This window comes from Paenibacillus spongiae (assembly GCF_024734895.1).
GTDB lineage: Bacteria > Bacillota > Bacilli > Paenibacillales > Paenibacillaceae > Paenibacillus_Z > Paenibacillus_Z spongiae.
Genome location: NZ_CP091430.1, coordinates 861,621 through 879,213, shown reverse-complemented (window position 1 = coordinate 879,213; position 17,593 = coordinate 861,621). Strand labels below are relative to the sequence as shown.

At 50.4% G+C, this 17,593-nt stretch carries 13 protein-coding genes and 1 pseudogene; 3 read left to right on the top strand and 11 right to left on the bottom strand.

All coding sequences use genetic code 11. From position 1 onward, the window contains the following. Nucleotides 1-179: 179 nt before the first annotated feature. The 3 genes and pseudogenes from L1F29_RS03805 to L1F29_RS03800 all read left to right on the top strand — a co-directional run bounded on the left by L1F29_RS03805 (nucleotide 180) and on the right by L1F29_RS03800 (nucleotide 1,832). A complete protein-coding gene (locus tag L1F29_RS03805; RefSeq protein WP_258387061.1) occupies nucleotides 180-866 on the top strand; it encodes a hypothetical protein in 687 nt (228 codons plus the stop codon). A 177-nt stretch (nucleotides 867-1,043) separates the two neighbouring features. After that, nucleotides 1,044-1,151 (top strand): annotated as a pseudogene (locus tag L1F29_RS34325) (oxalate:formate antiporter); the annotation flags it as partial. Nucleotides 1,152-1,211: 60 nt separating this feature from the next. Beyond that, nucleotides 1,212-1,832 carry an oxalate:formate antiporter gene (locus L1F29_RS03800; RefSeq protein WP_373876584.1) on the top strand — a complete coding sequence of 207 codons (621 nt, stop codon included), beginning with the start codon at nucleotides 1,212-1,214 and terminating at the stop codon, nucleotides 1,830-1,832. 360 nt (nucleotides 1,833-2,192) lie between these two features. On the opposite strand, the gene L1F29_RS34320 is transcribed toward L1F29_RS03800, so the two are convergent. The 11 genes from L1F29_RS34320 to L1F29_RS03750 all read right to left on the bottom strand — a co-directional run bounded on the left by L1F29_RS34320 (nucleotide 2,193) and on the right by L1F29_RS03750 (nucleotide 17,590). Further along, nucleotides 2,193-2,342, bottom strand: coding sequence for a DUF6199 family natural product biosynthesis protein (locus tag L1F29_RS34320; protein WP_373876522.1), 150 nt, complete (start codon nucleotides 2,340-2,342; stop codon nucleotides 2,193-2,195). 179 nt (nucleotides 2,343-2,521) lie between these two features. Next, on the bottom strand, nucleotides 2,522-2,713 hold the full coding sequence (locus tag L1F29_RS03795; protein ID WP_258387059.1) for a hypothetical protein: 192 nt from the start codon (nucleotides 2,711-2,713) through the stop codon (nucleotides 2,522-2,524). After that, nucleotides 2,694-4,388 carry an ABC transporter substrate-binding protein gene (locus L1F29_RS03790; protein ID WP_258387058.1) on the bottom strand — a complete coding sequence of 565 codons (1,695 nt, stop codon included), beginning with the start codon at nucleotides 4,386-4,388 and terminating at the stop codon, nucleotides 2,694-2,696. The genes L1F29_RS03795 and L1F29_RS03790 overlap by 20 nt, the downstream gene beginning before the upstream one ends. Before the next feature lie 97 nt (nucleotides 4,389-4,485). Next, complete coding sequence (locus tag L1F29_RS03785) at nucleotides 4,486-5,388, bottom strand: carbohydrate ABC transporter permease (protein WP_258387057.1); 903 nt, start codon at nucleotides 5,386-5,388, stop codon at nucleotides 4,486-4,488. Between the two features lie 15 nt (nucleotides 5,389-5,403). Further along, entirely contained in the window at nucleotides 5,404-6,372 is a 969-nt protein-coding gene (locus tag L1F29_RS03780) for an ABC transporter permease (protein WP_258387056.1), read from the bottom strand. 190 nt (nucleotides 6,373-6,562) lie between these two features. Further along, on the bottom strand, nucleotides 6,563-8,866 hold the full coding sequence (locus L1F29_RS03775; protein ID WP_258387055.1) for a helix-turn-helix domain-containing protein: 2,304 nt from the start codon (nucleotides 8,864-8,866) through the stop codon (nucleotides 6,563-6,565). A 361-nt stretch (nucleotides 8,867-9,227) separates the two neighbouring features. Next, nucleotides 9,228-11,090, bottom strand: a complete 1,863-nt coding sequence (locus L1F29_RS03770; RefSeq protein WP_258387054.1) for an ABC transporter ATP-binding protein — start codon at nucleotides 11,088-11,090, stop codon at nucleotides 9,228-9,230. After that, nucleotides 11,087-11,689: a PadR family transcriptional regulator gene (locus tag L1F29_RS03765; protein WP_258387053.1), complete on the bottom strand. Its 603-nt coding sequence runs from the start codon at nucleotides 11,687-11,689 to the stop codon at nucleotides 11,087-11,089. The genes L1F29_RS03770 and L1F29_RS03765 overlap by 4 nt, the downstream gene beginning before the upstream one ends. Before the next feature lie 232 nt (nucleotides 11,690-11,921). Beyond that, nucleotides 11,922-13,352, bottom strand: a complete 1,431-nt coding sequence (locus tag L1F29_RS03760; protein WP_258387052.1) for a glycosyltransferase family 2 protein — start codon at nucleotides 13,350-13,352, stop codon at nucleotides 11,922-11,924. Between the two features lie 36 nt (nucleotides 13,353-13,388). Further along, nucleotides 13,389-14,435, bottom strand: coding sequence for a HEAT repeat domain-containing protein (locus tag L1F29_RS03755; RefSeq protein WP_258387051.1), 1,047 nt, complete (start codon nucleotides 14,433-14,435; stop codon nucleotides 13,389-13,391). Next, nucleotides 14,432-17,590, bottom strand: a complete 3,159-nt coding sequence (locus L1F29_RS03750; protein WP_258387050.1) for a hypothetical protein — start codon at nucleotides 17,588-17,590, stop codon at nucleotides 14,432-14,434. The genes L1F29_RS03755 and L1F29_RS03750 overlap by 4 nt, the downstream gene beginning before the upstream one ends. Nucleotides 17,591-17,593: the final 3 nt, after the last annotated feature.

The following is a 17,593-nucleotide window of genomic DNA, read 5'->3' as shown; positions in this document are numbered from 1 at the left end:
CAAAAATAACAACATCGATAGTTCAATAAAACAGCACAAGGATCCGCCGCGGCGGATCCTTTTCACGTCTCCCTCGTCGATTGAGCTAACGGGCAGTTTACTACGGTATACGTTCCGACGGCAGGGGTCTCATTGAGGGATCGATTTTTACAATACTGTTTGAAGGAGAATAGAGCATAATGGTGCATTCCAACGAAACACCGCTCTTGCTGGAAGAGATCATGGCATGGGAGAAGGAGATCAAGCAGAAAGTTCCTTACTTGGAGACGCCGACGGGCTATTTTCTGCAATTCGATCTAAATGACAACGGCGGGTACAGAAGTTCTCCAGCTGACACGATCATGTTCGCGGGTACAGGTATGGATGGCATTCATTTTTCCTTCTTGACCGATTTCGGTTCCGTGACTGATTTAAGTTTGGCGCCTATTATTCGCGTCGATCCTATGGATTTTGGAAATTGCGCGAAAATAGTCGCCAAAAATATCAGAGATTTTTTTGCACTTCATTTTTCTGCTCATGAAGGGCTTCTGCTGAACGATTTTGAATCCAAGGAACACTACCTCGCCTATTTGAAAGAGCAGGAAGGAGACGACGAGGAAGAGAACGAGTATTTCGACAAGAAAAAGTGGCAACGGCAGAAGAACGAGGTGCGTGACAACGCTATACAGCGATTCGGATTTCAGCCTATCCTTGACGGATATGCCTACATGCAAGAGATACGGCGAGCACGATGGAACGAACTGATCGTGACCACTTCTGATGGTTTGGGGGTCACAGTACGGGGCGCATCAGTCGATTGCCTAAATAGACTGGTTCCTCACCCGTGGCATATGAAGGAATCGGTGGATTCTCGTCGGTTGAGCTAACGGGCAGTTTAACTCAACTATTAGTCTCAATAATACGTCTTAAATGTTACTTTCTCATGGGAGGAGTTGCATTGAAGGGTGATTTTATTAAAAAATTTTTGACACCGTATTTTTAAAGGTGATATATTGGCGTAATACCCATTAGCATGGGTCTATTTTCGAGAGGTGATAAGCCATATGTTACCTATTCACCAACAATTCATTAATCAAGCTATGGAAAGAATCCGTCAGGATAGTCGCCTCACGGGGCTACTTGTCGGTGGTTCCGTCATTCGCGGGACCGTGGATGCATACAGCGATCTAGATTTGATCGTTGTATATGATATTGCATTCAAGGAAGAGATAATGGAGCAACGCATTCGAATCGCCAATTCGTTTGGCAGCCTGCTGTCGGCCTTCACCGGCGAGCATGTCGGTGAACCTCGGTTGGTAATCTGTCTGTATGGACCTCAGCCGCTCCATGTCGACTTGAAGTTCATCTCCTCATCGGAGCTGGCAGTACGAGTCGAGAATCCGCTCGTGCTTTGGGATCGCGACAATTCGCTACGTCCAATCATCAACGAGACATCACCTTCGTACCCTACTCCTACTCCTCAATGGATGGAGGATCGATTCTGGGTATGGGTGCATTATGGAGCAACGAAGTTAGGCAGAGGCGAATTATTCGAGTTCATTGATTTGCTCTCTTATATACGAAGTGTCGTGCTTGGGCCCCTAATTCTTATGAATATCGGGCATATTCCGTCTGGAGTACGTAGGCTGGAGCAATATGCCGCTCACGAAATGGAAGAGCTTAGAGAGACGCTTCCGCTCCACAACGCCTCAAGCTGTTACCATGCGCTGAAGGTCTCTATAGAGATTTATAGAAGATTGCGTCAAGATACCGAAGGACTGATACGTAAGGAAGAAGCTGAGCAAGCCGCGATAGCATATCTCGATTCGGTATACGATAGCGTGCGCAAATGATATCTTGTTGCTAAGACGTATTGGAATGTTTCCTGATCGGTAACAGCATTAGTCACATACAACATTACTCTAACTGGGAACGATAGCTCAGGAAAGACATATGAAGGCAGCCGGGAAGTCCTACGGAAAATACTCCCTTGTCATTAAGCTACCGGGACACTATAGTTGAACGAAACAAGGAGCAGTTATTAATTCCGGCAAGTGAGGTCAGATTGCCATAGAAACCGATTTTGTTTACGAATTCGTTTGCCGTGCCACTCGCCGCCACTTTTATACGTCTACCTATAATATTGGTGATTAACCCCGAGATACTGAGCCCATAGAAGATAACCTGGAGTTAAATAATGACATAGTTAATTGTTAACTATCCCACCCGAATATTTTAAATAAAATACCTGTTAGACCTATTAGAGTACATATTGTTCCACCAATTCGGGTATTTAGGATAAAAAGATCTGATGGCTCTGTAGCATCATTGGAAGCCCAAGCATGAGTGATGAGCCACCAGATTCTCGGAAGAAAAAATAAAAATAAGCCTCCGAAGAATACAAAGAAAACAACTATTCAGTTCATCCTCTCCTTTTAAACAATTATAATTAAGACTGTTTATGAGATTCTAAACAGAAGAGTTCCATGCATAAACCATGTTGCATGGAACTCTTTATGATCATATTAATAGGTTATGTTACCTAGACCAGCTGGAGAGACGAGCACTGGAACTCCGGCGTCAGCTCACCTAATCTTCGACCGAACAAGAACTCTCGCAGCTTCTGCGAGAGTCCTTGTATTTCAATATCCCCGCTATCGCATCCCTCAGGGGACAGCCCTCTGCCTCTGCCCCCGATTCCTCTTCCCGCCGCCTTATTGCTTGGTGCCGTCATACGCCGTCTGCATGATTTCCAGGTAGCGCTTCAGGTTCAGATTTTCCAAGCCTTTGACGTAAGCATCCCAGTCCTTATCGAGGTCCTTGGCTCCCGTAACGAATTGCAGGGCATTCTGATCGATGTAGTCCTTGATGTTCGTCCTCATCATGGCCGCTTCATCCGCGGTAGCCGGATCGATCCATATGGCCCAGTGCGGGAACACGCTCTCCGGCTGCTTGCCGTCATACAGCTGCGTTGCCTTCTGCAGTCTGCGCTCGTAGCCTGCGGAAGAATAGATATCATCGGCGGCTACCCAGCTGTCCCGATACTCCTTGGGATTGTAGTATTGGGCCATCGCGCCCCAGCTGGAATTATGAGGCTTCTCATCCTTCTTCCCCGGAATGGTCGTGAGGAAAGGTTCAACAGCGTCATTTAACGCGTTTTCCCCTTCTGTTGGCTTTCTCCAATCCAGCCCCTCTTCCCCAAAGTTGGAGCGAACATTCCCTTCCGGCGTCATCATATAATCGACTAATTTGATCGCGGCGATCTGGACCTCTTCGCTCGCTTTGTTCGTCAGCACGAAGGTTGCGCCCGGGTCGCTCGGATAGTTGTAGGTGGCATAGGAAGCTTTGGGGCCCTGCAGCGGAGCGACCGGATTATAATCGGCCCCAAAGGGAGCATCATCGCCCGTAGAGACGAAAATAGCCGGATGCATGCCCACGCCCGCGCCAAGGATCTGTGCTTCCGCATTATCGCCGATTTTCTTCAGGGCTTCGGCGTTCTGCGTGAAGGCGCCCGGATCGATCAGCCCCTCATCATACATCGATTTGACGAAAGCAAGGCCGTCCTTCCATTCCGGCTTGTTCGCCGCAATGTCCACTTTATCGTTATTCAGCAGCAGATACGTTCGATCGTCATTATAAATAAATCCGTTCATGAAGTACGGGATAATATGCACGCCATAATCCTCGATCGAGCCGCTGAGCGGGACTTCATCCGCCAGGCCGTTGCCATTGGGATCGTCGGTTTTGAATGCTTTCAGCACGGCTTTGAACTCGTCGGTAGTCGTCGGCATTTGCAGGCCGAGCTTATCCAGCCATTTGGTATTGAGCCACATTTTGTTCGGGAAGGAGCAATGGTAGCATTCAATCAGCTGCGACAGGCCGTAAATATTGCCGTCCGGTGCGGTATTCATCGCCTTGTAATACGGGTATTTCTCCATCGCCGCTTTGATATTCGGCGCGTATTTGTCAATCAGATCATTAAGCGGGAGAATGACGCCCTGCTGGGCGAAACGGAGCAGATCGGTCTGCGAGAAACGGTCCACCCACGGAATCAGCATGTAGAGGTCGGGGTAGTCGCCGCTGGCAAGCGAGATTTGCCTTTTCTCGGCTGCGCCATCGTACGGAATCGTCTGCCAATTGAACTGGATATTGAACAGCTTCTCCGCTTCCTTCGTAAAGCTATTCGTTGTAAAATCCGTATCCGCATTCTGTTGGGCAAAGATGGAGATTTTCACCGGAGCCGCCGTGCTGCCGCTGCCGGTATTGCCTTCTGCTGCCTTGCCGCCCGTATTGCCGCCATTATCTTTAGTGGTGGTGGTTGTACCACCGCCATCATCCTTGGAGCAAGCGGCCAGCACCAGCGAGAAAACAAGCACGAGCGACACGAATAACGTCATCGTCTTTTTCAATCTAATCCCTCCCGTTTGTATGATCCTATTGGCCCCCTCACAGTTACATATGGACTCCCCCTCTCAAGGTCCACGCCATCGACGCCTGATTGCTGCCCTAGCCTTTGACCGAACCGATTAGCATTCCTTGAACGAAATAACGCTGAACGAACGGATAGATGATGAGTACAGGCAAGCTGGCTACGACAATCAGTGAATATTTCATGAGATCCGCCATCTGCTGGCGCTTGACCATCTCCGAAGCTTCCATATTGCCGGTAGCGGTATTCAGAATCAGAATGTTGCGCAGCACCAGCTGCAGCGGATGAAGCGCTTGCGACTTCAAATAAATCAGGGCATCGAAATAAGCGTTCCACTGGCCCACGGCGTACATCAGCACAAGCACGGCAATGATGGGCTTGGACAACGGGACGACAATGCTCCATAAGAACCTTAGATCGCTGCAGCCGTCCATCTCGCTGGCTTCTACCAGTTCGTCGGGGATGTTCACCTGGAAGAAGGTCCGGGTGATAATGACCTGCCACACCCAGATGGCCTGCGGAATCAGGAGCGCCCAGCGGGTATCGATCATGCCGAGCTGCTTGACCACCAGGTACATGGGGATCAGGCCGCCGGAGAATAGCATCGTAAACACAATGAAGATCATCAGTGCATTGCGGCCGAAGAACGATCTGCGCGACAGGGGATAAGCCAGAATAACGGTCAGCGTCACGCTGATGAGCGTCCCGGCTATGACATAGAACAAGGAATTCCCATAACCCGTGAGCACCTGGGCGTTGTTCAGAACGGCCTTGTAGCCGACCAGCGAGAAATCGATCGGAAGCAGCCACACCCGCCCGGATGATACCGCTGCCGGACTGCTGAGCGATGAGCTGAAGATATAAACAAGCGGATACAGCACGATGAGCAGGACCGCCGTCAGCAGAATATACACGACCGTCAGGAAGAGCCGGTCTCCGAAAGACTCCCGGATGCGGATGCGGGTTCGACTGGTCTGCATAGCAGACACTCCTCTCTACCAGAGACTGTTATTGGATATTCTTCGTGCCAGCGCATTGACCAGCACAAGCAGAATGAGATTGATCACGGAATTAAATAATCCGACCGCGGTGGCGAAGCTGAAGTTGGCGTTAAGCAGTCCGATTTTGTATACGTAGGTGGCAATGATCTCAGAGGTGCCGGTGTTGAGCGGATTTTGCAGCAAGTAGATTTTCTCGAAGCCGATCGCCATAATATTGCCTACGGACAGAATCAGAATAATAACGGCTGCCGGCAGCAGCCCGGGAATATCAACATGAAGGATCTTCTGCATTCTGGACGCGCCGTCCACCCGGGCGGCCTCATAGAGAGCAGGATCCACGCCGGCCAGTGCGGCCAAATAGATAACAGCGGAATATCCGGTCGTCTGCCATACATCCGACCATACATACACGGAGCGGAAAATTCCCGGATCCCCAAGAAAATTAACCGTCTCCATGCCGAGGTGCTGCATGGCAATGTTAATAATGCCGAGCCTCGGGGACATCAGAAGCATGATGATGGAGACCATGACCACCGTCGATATAAAATAAGGCGCATACGTGACCAGCTGCACGGTACGCCTGAAGAAACCGCTGCGGACCTCATTCAGCCCAATCGCCAGCAGAATGGGAATGGGGAAAGCGACAACCAGATGATAGAGGCTGATAATCAGCGTGTTCTTGATCAGCACCCAGAAGACCGGATTGTCGAAGAACAGCCTGAAATGCTTGAACCCAGCCCAGGGACTGCCCCACACGCCCTTAATAATGTTGTAATCCTTGAAGGCAATCACGGCATTGAGCATGGGGACGTACTTAAACAGGATAAAGAAGAGTACAGGGGGGATGATGAGCAGGTAAAACCGCCAATGTTTCCTCAAGCTTCTTCTGGCGTCAGCCCGAATCCTCGCCCCTCTTGAGGAGGCGGATTTCCGGGAAGGCTGCACGGCTCTGACCGTTTCCATAAATACACTCCTTCTGCCGCTATTTGATAGCGCTTTCTTCAGCTAGCTAGATACTACCGGGAGCGGCGTTCCTGCGTAAAGGTACACTTGGGGAATCGGGGTACAATGACGGGATGTACCCTGAATCCGCCAAGGTACGCAGCGTCAAGAAGCCCGACCGGCAAGGGTCGGGCGAGGGTTCAAGGTACGGCTATTCGCTGGCGGATTGACGGTACAGGCTGGGCGACACGCCCTGTACGCGCTTGAATGCCCTGCGGAAGGAATGAGAGCTGTTATAGCCCGTCCGAACGGCAATCTCGTCTATCGTCAAATCCGAATCGAACAGCAGCGCCGATGCGTTCTTGATGCGAATTTTCTCCAGATAGTCCGAGATATGCTCTCCGGTCTGTTCCTTGAACAGCTGGGATATATATTTCTCCGGCCTTCCGAGCGTATCGGCAATCTGGTACAAGGTAAAATTCGCGTCGCCGAACCTCGCCTCCACGGCTTCCCGTATTTTGCCGACCGTTTCGTTCTCGTTCTCGGATTTCTTCCTTGCGATCAGATCGCAGATCTGTTCAAGGATGTCCTCCAGCTCGCTGCGCACCTGATCAACGCCCTCCGACAGCATCAGCTGTACGGTCCGGTTCTGGAGCAGCTCGGCTTCGCCCGAATCGTGGATCGCCTTGTGATCGATCAGCTTCAGGATGGTTCCTTTCAATTCCCCGATGAGCTGCTGCGACATATCCGCAGACAACCCCCGCTCGGCAAAGTTTTGTACGAATATCTGATCGACGATCCGCTTGGCCTCATGGATTCCCCCTGCCTTCATCGCGCTCAATAAACGGATTTCCTGATCGATGGGATAATAAAAAGTAGTGGTTTCTTTCCATATCTCTTCATACCAGATGGGTTGTCCGTCGCTGCTAGCCGCAGCCGCATGCTCCATCGCCCTCCTTGCCTCCTCGAACGACCGGCTGATATCGGAGGGGCTGTGAAAAGACGAACCGAAGGAAATCGAAACGGAAATGCGGTATTCCGCTGTAAGGATCGACCTGAGCTCATGGATCTGCTTCTCGGCTTCCCGCCGCTCCGCCTTGCCCGGCTCGGAAGCGAATGAGCGGATGACCGCGATTTTGTCGGAATCCAGATCCGTTATGGCCGAGACGGCATCCATCGTGCGGATGGTTTGTTTAATCAGCAGGCGGGCCGCCTGCAGCTCATTGAGGATCTCTTCCGTATTCATGCCGCTGTAGCCGTTAATCCGTATAATGCCCACGTAACCGCAATCGCCTTGAAATTCCGTTCCGGATTGTGAAGCAGCCGTCCTTATTTCATGCAGCGAATGGAATTCTCCCCTTAGAAGGCGTTTGATGAAGGCATCCTGAACAAGCGGAATTTGGCGGTTCAGCTCCGTCTCCAGCAGGCGGTTATCGTGTATTAGACTGGCGATGTTGCCATGCAGAAAATCATAATCGTTATAAGCGGCATCGGCGTCATGACCCATCTGCTCGCGCACGATGCGGACCAGCCGGTTGATAGGCGTGCTGCTGCGGTAAGCCAGAAGAAGACAGATCAATAGACCGACGGCCAGCGCGGCGGCGGTCACCGTCCACGTCATATGCTTGATCATGTTCGCCTGTTCCATCAGGGCCGCTCTCGGGATGCCGGCAGCGTAGATCCAGCCGCTGCTCTCCGAGCGGATCGTTATCCGCAGCGTATCATCGACGAATTCCCGGGTCTCCCTCTCCTGCTCCGGGGGGACGGTCATCAATCCCAGCCGATCGATCTCGTCATTGTCAATGCCGGCGGAAGCCAGCGTCTTCCCGTGCTTGTCCGTTATATACGCCCAACCGCCGTATTGATTGGAGAAGCTCATCAGCATGCTGCTGAGCTTGGACTCATCGATGACCACTACCACCGTTCCCTTCGGTGCGGAGAAGCTATTGAGCGGGAGGGATTGAATATAGGTGATCACAAAGGATTCCGTCTTGTTGCGAATATACGGGCGCAGAGGCATGATCGTGTCCTGATGACTGTTACTTATGACGGTCTTCTTCCATTCCTCGAACGTTAAATCGCTGTAATGGTTCAGCTCATAATAATGGAGAGGGCGGTAATAGATCGTTGCGGGGGTCAGCACGACGTCGTAATTATTCAAGTAGATGTAATAATTTTGCAGGAAATCATTCGTTTTATCGTAATAGGATACATCCCGCCAGGTCTTCCATAATCCATAAATATTGTAGGAGTTCTTCTTGACGCTCTCATTCATAATCATCGTAATATCCTGATTGATGGCCAGCTGCCGGGTGAAATTCTGCACCTCGGACATTCGTCTCTCCAAGACATCCTTGCTCTGCTTGAGCAGCAGCAGGCTCGTGTCAATCGAGTTCCTCTCCGCGGCGTCAATCGAAGTCCGATAGGTCATATAGCCCGCTATATTCGGAATGATCAGGATCACGAGATACGAGAATAGAAATCTCCTGAACGTCTGGGAAACCTTCGGTTTCATGAACAAACACCTTCCCCCTTCACCTGGCTCCATTATTTATAATATATGGTCCATCACAACAGGTTATGGGTTTACTTTACAACAGCTGGGAAGGGGCGGCAATGAGGCAGGCTTCGCGTCGTCGCAATGCGTTTTCGGGCTTGAGCTGGACCATGAACACGCCGATAATCGGCCTTGCCATAATTGTATTCCTTCAGCGTCTGAATGAATACAATCGTGTTTTCAACATTTTCCGAGGACGCCCTCTTGACCTTTCTCGCGGTGAAAAACACGAAAAAAACGTCGGATGAAGCTCCGACGTTTCTATGGATGATTTCTTCCCGCTATTATCCCCCGCACCTCTTCGCCATGACGCGTAAAGCTAGTTATTGCGCGTGATTGTCGTTTCCCTTCCGCGTTCCGATTGCGGGAACTGAAGTTCGTACAACTGGCTATAACGCCCCGCCTGAAGGAGCAGCTCGTCGTGCGTGCCATATTCGACGATCTGCCCAGCTTCCAGCACGTAAATGCGATCCGCCTGCTGAATCGTGGACAGCCGGTGCGCAATGACCAGACACGTGCGGCCCTGCAGCAGTCTGGCGAGCGCCTCCTGAATATGATGCTCCGATTCGGTATCGAGAGAGGCCGTCGCTTCGTCGAGAATGATGATGCGCGGATTCTTCAGAATGGCTCTGGCAATCGAGATTCGCTGCTTCTGCCCGCCCGACAGCTTCACGCCGCGCTCGCCGATCTGCGTCTCATACCCCTGCGCGAATGTTTCAATGAACCCGCTGGCGTTCGCGGCTTTGGCGGCGGCACGCACCTCCTCATCCGTCGCCTGGATGCTGCCGTACCGGATGTTCTCGATGATGGACCCATTGAATAAGACGATATCCTGCGAGACGATGCCGATTTGCTCTCTCAGGGAGGAGAGAGTAACGTCCTTCAAATCGTATCCGTCGATCGTAATCGCGCCGCCTTGCGGATCGTAGAACCTTGCGATCAGATGCGCAATTGTCGTTTTGCCGGAACCGGAGGAGCCGACAAGCGCCGTGATCTTGCCCTCCGCAAGCTCCAGATCAAACTTCGACAGCACGGGCGTATCGCTGTTATATGCGAAATCCACCTGACGGAAAACGATCCGTCCTTCCGCCGGCGGCAGGGAACGCGCATCTTGCTTCTCCACGATCTCCGCTTTCGTGTTCATAATGTCCATGACGCGCTCATAGCCGGCGGCCGCCTGCTGAATCGTATTGATGATCCGGCTGAAGTGGCGAATCGGATTTTGCAGCAGCCGCAGATAAGCAATGAAGGCCACGATGGTCCCTACCGTCATCTGCCCTTTCATCGCGAGCCATGCGCCGAATACGAGCACGATCGCAAGACCCGCGAAGTTAAGAAAATCGATTATCGGTTCATATGCTGCCCGCAGGCGGACAACCCGGATATTCGCATCCCTATTCTTCAGCGTACGGGCGGAGAACCGCTCGGACTCGTAGTCCTCGGCCGTGAACGATTTGATCAGACGGATGCCGGTCAATGCGTTCTGCAGATGGTCGCTCACATCCGCAACCGATTCCTGCACCGTACGGAAGGAAGCGCGCATCCGCTTGCCGAACAGCTTCGTGGTGAGGATCATGAACGGGAAGGTGGCGAGCAGCAGCAGCGTCAGCCGCCAATCGATCCACAACATATATAGCGCGATTCCGGTAAAGGTGAATACATCGGTTATCAGTTGCATCATGCTGGAGGAAATCATTTGCTGAAGGATATTAACGTCGTTCGTCACCCGGGACATCAAGTCTCCCGTGCGATTGCTGTCGAAGAAGGAAACGTCCAGGCTTTGCATATGGCGATACAAGTCATTGCGGAGCTTATAAAGCACCTTCTGTCCGATCGTGGCAATAAGCGAGGTGCTTATATAGCCGAGGATACCGAGCATGGCAGCCGCGCCGAGAACGCCGATGCATACGAGGAACAAACGGTCGAAGGCACGAGCTGGAATGATGTGGTCGATCGTGATCCTGGTTAATTGGGGAATGGCAAATTGCAGCAGCGATATGGCAATCAGGCATAGGACAGCGGCGGCCAACGACTTCCAATCCTGCCTGACATGCGCGTAGATACGCACGAACATGCCGTATATGCTGGCTGGCTTCACCTTCTCGCCGGTTCCGAATCTTCGCATCCCGCCCATTCCTCCGCCTGGCCGGAACATGTTGGGCGAGCTATTCCTCTCGCTCATCGGTACTCCTCCCCTCCGCGGTCCGCGTCCTCCGTAATTTGCCGAAGGGACTCGAGCAGATGGCGAAGCGAAGCGCGAAGCGCCTCCGCCTTGTCCGGGTCGACAAGCGCCGCACGCTCCGCAGCCTTCAGCAGATGCAGCAGTTCCTTGCCCTTGGGCGTCAACCTGCGGTTCCTCCGAACGCCCTCCGGCCTGCCCTCTTCCTCGTCTGCAAAACGCTGATCATCGCGTTCATTGCCCTGTTCGCCTGCGTCCGTCTTCTCTTCGTTCTCCTTCTCCTCGAGCAGATAGGTCCTGCCTTCATCGGTAATCCGGAAGACCTTCTTGCCTTCTACCTTGGATGCGGTTACAAAGCCCTGATCGCGCAGCATCTGCAGCGTCGGATAGATCGAGCCCGCACTCGGCTTATAGGTTCCGCCCGACTGCTCCTCCAGCGCCTTCATCATTTGATAGCCGTGCATGTTCTCCTGCAGGAGCAGCTCCAGCAGCGCATACTTCACCCCGCCCCGGCTGAAATACCTTCTTCCTGAGCCGCCGGTCTCCCTCTCATTGCCCAAATGCAGAAACAAACGTTCTTCCTGTTTCCATGATTCTGTCATGTCTTGATCACCTCCATATTACGATATATCGCATTAATTAGATTCTATACGATATATCGTAATATGGAAACCTTTTTTAGTAAAAATAGGCAGCGTGTCACTGCCTTTACTTCGTTTTATAACGGTCAGCGTGTGCCTCGATCTGGCGTAAAATAGAAGAAAACCGCATGGACAGTGTCCTTGCGGTTACGTTCGCGACTTAAGCGGCGTCATGATGCGGAATGTAGGGTCTCTACATATTCACGCTTTTTTCCTTCTCTTTCGATCCGAATTGCTTCCTATTGATCGTTCCCCAGGAATGGCGTCCCTTCCTGAATTTGAAGATGCCTTCCACGCGATAAAGGATGGTCAGCTGCCGGTAACCCAAATTCTCGATTAGCGCGAACAAGACCAGCAACATTGTTTCCTTGAAAGTGGAATATTTGCGAAAGGTGACCTGCTCCAATAAGATACTGCCCATGGATAAAGTCGTTCCCAACATGAAGGCAACCGCAATAAATAGGATAAAACTATCAAACTGCAGCAAACCAAACAGGTAAGCTAACGGTATGATAATGTAGCCGAGAGATTCGACGATCGGGCCGATCAATTCGAATATCCAATAATAGGGCAGCGTTACCATGCCAATCGTGCCGTATTTGCGGTTGAACAGCATCGATTTATAGTTCATTAACGTATCGAATAATCCAATTTGCCATCTTCTGCGCTGCGCCCTGAGATCCTTCAGCGATTCAGGCGCTTGGGTCCAACAGATCGGGTCCGCCAGAAACTGTATTCTGTATTTTCTCTTCTGGTCTTTCATAAATTTATGCAGTCTTACGATAATATCCATATCTTCGCCGATTGTGTTCACCTTATAGCCGCCGCATTCGATAACAGCCTTCTTATTGAACGCGCCGAATGCCCCGGAAATAATCAGGATCGAATTCAACCTGCTCAAGCTGGTGCGGCCCGTAAGAAAGGCACGGAAATATTCAACGATCTGAAAGGTGGCGATTTTGCTTTTAGGAAGCTTCATCTCCATAAGCTTGCCGTCTTTGATGACGGAGCCATTGGCGATCCTGACGATGCCGCCCACCGCGACCGTCTCGGGCTTCTCGACGAACAGCATCGTCAGCTTGATCAGCGCATCATTCTCCAGGATCGAATCGGCATCGATACAGGCAAAGATCGGATACACCGAAACATTAATGCCGGCGTTGAGCGCATCGGCCTTGCCGCCGTTTAATTTATCGACGAAGATCAATCGCTCGTATTCGTTGTTGCGGTAGATGCCGAGCACTTCCTTCGTCGCTAAGCTCTGCATAACGGGCTGATTGACTTTCTTCAAATTAAACTCGTTGATGATCTTCTCTTTCGTCGAATCATTCGAGCCATCATTCACAATAATAATTTCGTACTCGTAATAATTTAAGGCAAGCAGCGATTTAATATTGTCCACAATGGTCTTCTCTTCATTATAAGCAGGCACGATGATCGAGATCGGAATCATATTCTTCGATTCGACATACCTTCTATAATCCGACACTTTCATTTTCTTGAAATAACTAAAGATATCGAAGAAAGCGATGAGCATCTGGCCATTGTAGAACGTATAGATCCCGATTGTGTACAGCATGCAAAATTCACTAAAGTATATGATAAGCATTCGGAGCAGGTACATGGATATGTATACCACCTTTAGTCCACCGTATTTGGATCACATCAATTCAATCACGCTGACAATTGCTTCCCGCGCGTATTGATCATCGCCGTCGATGATTCTAGAAGCATATTCCTTCCCGCCCGGGATGAGGATGAGCGTTTTGGCGGCATTATGTCTTACCCACCAAACACGATCCCCGGTGGTTTTCTCCAGTGCCGTGAAGCTGCTGCTCGTCCCGAGCTTCTCCAGCTCCTTTGCCGCGGCAGCCCGGACCTCCCAATCTTTGTCCTCAAGCAGCGGAATAATATGCCGTTCGTCATCCCGATCTTTAAGCTCGCACAGCGCCCGTATCGAGGCGATCCGGATGTTCTTATCGTCGCTCTTGAGATGGTCGACGAAGTACGGTCTCAAACCTTCGATTCGATAATCAGCCGCAGCCTTGATAAGTACTCCACGGATATAATCGTCGCTCGAATCGAATGTTTGTTTGAATAAATCCTCGACCGAACCATTGAACACGGAAATAACCTCGATAATGGCTCTGGAGGAAATGTTAATATTCTCGGAATGATGCGTAAATATTTGCACGAACCCTTTCGTATCCCCAAGCTTTGAAAGGGCGAGCAATACGTTGTAGATGACATCATTATTCTTGGAACTAATCAGTTCAAGAATATAAGGTTCAGTGTCCTTAACCTTCAATTCCCCTAAATACCGGCAGGCCAGAGACTTCCTGTTATCGCTCTTTGCATGAAGCCCCTTTATTAGGAAAGCTTTGATTCCTGCCGCGTCGTAAAATTCCATGAGCTGTTCCTGATTGTTATCCATGAATTCAGGACCGTAACCAATAAGGACATGAATCAATATATCTTTTCTTCCGGCGCTTCTTCCGACATAGGCATTGATCCGCTCAAGCACTTTGGGTTTGATTTCATGGTTTGCTTTGAAGTAGGAAGAGACCATTTCTACCAGCTGCCTTCTTACTTTATTTGTATTTAATTCACGGAAGTAGCTATAGAACCAACTACAAATAATGGCTAGAAAGAAGAATGCGAATAATCCCCCTGATATGATTAATAGCAGTGTGGCTTCTCTTGTCATTGTTCCCCTCCTCCAAAATAGGCTTGAATCATGTCATAACTCTTTTTATGCCGTGAAACGTAATGGGGCACTTCCCAGGTATTCCATGTAAACGTTCTGTAGCCTGAAGAAGTGACGCTTTCCGGAAAGTGGTAGTCCACCTGTAACGTAGCTCGGTCCATAATGACCAATGAGGCCACGATACCATCCGTCATCCTGACGGTAAGCGTATCTTTGGCGTTCTCGATTAAGCCTTTGTTCTTATCGTCATTCAAGACCAGCAAGCTTGACGGATCCGTGAAATTCAATCTAGCCCATGGAATTCTTACATAGAGCGTATTTCCTTCAAAATAAAATTGGCTGCCGCTCTCTTCGAAGCTGCCCGGAATTAAGGCGGAACCATCCTCGTATTTGGCCGGGATCGTTTCACCGGCGGCGGTTTTATATTCGTCCGAGAGCTTCCGAACCATTCGTTCGAAAATGCCGGATGTGGACACCGAAGTGAAGTAGGACCCCTTGCTCGCATTATAATCGGGTACGACCAGCAATTCGGCTTCCTGTTGATTTCGTATATGGATGCTGAACTCGGTACCGGACCAGTTCTCATTCACATCGGGGGCTAACATATATTCGCCGTTCTTTCTATCCACAGTATCCAGATAAATCATCATGTTCTTCTTGTTAAAGTCCGGCAGCTTGCTGAAAGCGGCCGTTATATAGAAGAAGGATTCGTCAGAGGCATAAGCGATCGATTGCAGGGGATCCGATGCGTGCAAAGTCATGGCATACTCCTTAGGTGCCTCGGACTCCAACGCTAGGATGCCATAATTTTGTGCAGGGTCGATGCGATTATGCCACCGGCTTCCCTGTTTGTAAGGGATCATCAACGAGGACGTGAACCGGCTGCTCTTCCCCCATCCGTCAGCCCATTCATAAATAAGGCCGCCCATGCTGCCGCTCTCTCGGATGATGTCCAGCATCGCAACGATGCCTTCTCCTTGCTGCGACTCGCTATGCTGGCCGTCCCGATAGCCAGTTGCGGCGATCTCCGATGCTCCCATGCTGGTTGAAAGCCCGAATTCGCTAATTAAGACCGGATATTTCTTCTGCGTCTTCATCAAATCGTTCAAGTATTGCTTGTAGCCGGCATAGGCAGGCTTTGCAAGGTCCGTATCGCCCGTCATGAATCCGGGACGGTCAGGGTAGATATTGTACGCTCCGAAGAATCCGCTTATCGCCTTGCTTGAAATATCAATATGATTCATGTCGACCGCAACGGCATCGTCCAGCCGGATCGGGTTGGATTTAACATGGTTAAGCGTGTCCAGCTCCGGAATGCTGACGATGGCTGCGGGATGCTGCATCTTGTAATTCGTCTGCTCGTATTGATAGATGGCATCGCTTACCGATGCCAGCCACGACTCGGTGGGCGTTGCGTTAGCGCCGGATGAAACATACTCGCCTATATACTTGAATGACGGATTGGCGGCATCCGTTGCCATGACATGACTTGGGCTGAGGCCCGGGTCAACGAAGTAGCCAAGCATATAACCGGAAACATCATTCCTATATAAATCAGCGTCTTGACCATCATCGATGCTCAGCCTGGCATTCCCGTGAATGGCGTTAATAATATCCTCGGCTTCCTTGCCGTAAGCTTCGTTGTACCCTTTGTCAAGGAAATTGCCTGACGGCGGTTCACTGCTCGGCGATATATTCTGGAAGAAGTAAAGCTTCTTGTCCGGATGATTGGAGTTATAAATATCAAGCGCACGGTAAAATCCGGCAGGCATCAATGTATATACGCGTATGGCGTTGGCATTCATCGCGCCGATTTCCTCCAGCCACTGCATATATAGGGTCGGTTCATCCGGAAAGCTTCCTTCGGCCGTACCTGGCAATGCGTTGCCTATATTAACGCCCTTGACATACAGATCATTCCAAGCGCCATCTTGATACACAGCCAGCTTATTATTCGCAATCTTCGATACTAGCCGAGTACCGTCTTGAGCGGTCGCTGTCTCGGCCTTGAATTTCACGCTTCCATCCATAGGCTCTATATCCTTTAACACCTTGGACATCAGCGGCACATAGAAATTCCAATAAAAATAGGTATTGTCCCCTTCGCTCTTCACGCTGAACATTCGATATAACGCGGCCGCGCCTTTAAAAACCTTTATCTTCTCAGGCTCCTTATAGTCGCTGAAATCGCCGGCAAAGTAATAAGACGACTTATTACCCGTTTGATTGGCGATGATGGCCGGGAACTTACTATTCAGTCCCAGCCGCTTGAGCTGTTCCTCTCCTGCTTTGGTCACATTCAAATCGTAGGAAGCGATGACCGACTCTTCATCGGTCGGCTCGACAATTTCAAACCAGTTATAGTAATCAATCGTTTCCGTATTATAGGCCTTGGCCTGCTCCTCAGACATGGATAGCTGGATGGATTGCTTCGTAAAGTCCTTGCCGCGCTGCAGGATTAGGATTCGATCATTGCCGGCGATTACGATTCCCCCGCCCGTCAATCGCCATTCCTTGCCGTATTGCTGTTCATAGATCATTCGGATCCAGTTCGGAACATCCTCTGTAGACGATAAGTCGGAGAAAAACTTGCCCGCCCATCCCGTAAAGCGAACGCCGAATAGGTCCTCTAACTCTTTCGATACATTTGGCTTCGTGGGATCTCCCGCAATATTGTACTCTCCTATGACGGTCGCACCCTTGGCATAGCTGGTCGTAATGAAGCTGATCTCATCGACGGTCAAACCGGAGATCCCCTTCGGTTCAACGCCGTTCACTCTGGAATTACCTGTCCCGTAGGCATCCGATATATAGATCAGATCCGGTACATGTTCCGCTTTCTCCAGCGGTCTTCCCACCAGTTTCCCATCGGAGAGGAAGTTTCCGTGGTAATCTTTTTTGCCGTCATACGCTTTATCCGTGGCAGGATTATGGATGCGCAGATAGCTTGCAAGCCAGAACAGTCCGCGCTGTTTGCTGTAATCGAGCTCCGTCGTTGTACCGGATGCATTGGAAACGGCCGGGAAGGTTTTATTGATCACAACCATATCAAGATTTGTCTTGGGGGTAAGGAACCATATGATGAAAGGTGCTGTTGCCCCGATTAATATTGCTATAAGAACGATATATCGAATTTTGATCGGTCTTTTCTTCATGCT